Origin of the sequence: Bacillus sp. 7884-1, from assembly GCF_002272245.1 — a bacterium.
Taxonomy (GTDB): domain Bacteria; phylum Bacillota; class Bacilli; order Bacillales; family Cytobacillaceae; genus Neobacillus.
Window position 1 is genome coordinate 1 of the sequence record NZ_NPDD01000339.1, and the last position, 592, is coordinate 592.

Consider the following 592-nt stretch of genomic DNA (forward strand, 5'->3'; position numbering starts at 1 on the left):
ACATATTTAGAAACTGTCATCGACCAGGTCGAAAAGAAGACATCTACAAAAGAATCTAAAACACACCAGGTAATCCAAAAATCAAAAGAGATTTTAGAAGATCCTAAATTTATTAACCAAAAGGGTACACGTTCTTTAATAGATGAAGATGCAAGAGTAGGTCGTAAAAGTAAAACACAAGATTTTTATGGTTATAAAACTGAGTTTGTGATGACAACTGATGAACGGATTATTACCTCCGTGAGAACAGCAGATGGGGCTTATATCGATGGCGGTTATGCGAAGGAAATGTTAGGAGAGACAAAGAAAACAGGTATCATTCTTGAAGAAGTTTATGGAGACAAAGCATATTTTAGAAAACCAATATTGGATGATATTGAAGGAATAAATGCGAAGGCATACATACCTGTGAGTTCCTCGGTATATAGGCTTGATGAAAGTGAGTTTACATACAATAAAGATTCAGATGAATGGCAGTGTAGACAAGGTAATACTACTGTAAATAAGAAGCGATTTAGTCCGAAAAGAAAAGAAGGTGGCAAAAGAGAAGGCTATAGATATTATTTTGAACTCAATCAGTGTAAGACATGTC

At 34.8% G+C, this 592-nt stretch carries 1 protein-coding gene; it reads left to right on the forward strand.

Annotated elements, in window-relative coordinates; genetic code table 11:
- On the forward strand, positions 1-592 hold a 592-nt coding region (locus CHI06_RS29025; protein WP_142301051.1), incomplete at both ends, for a transposase.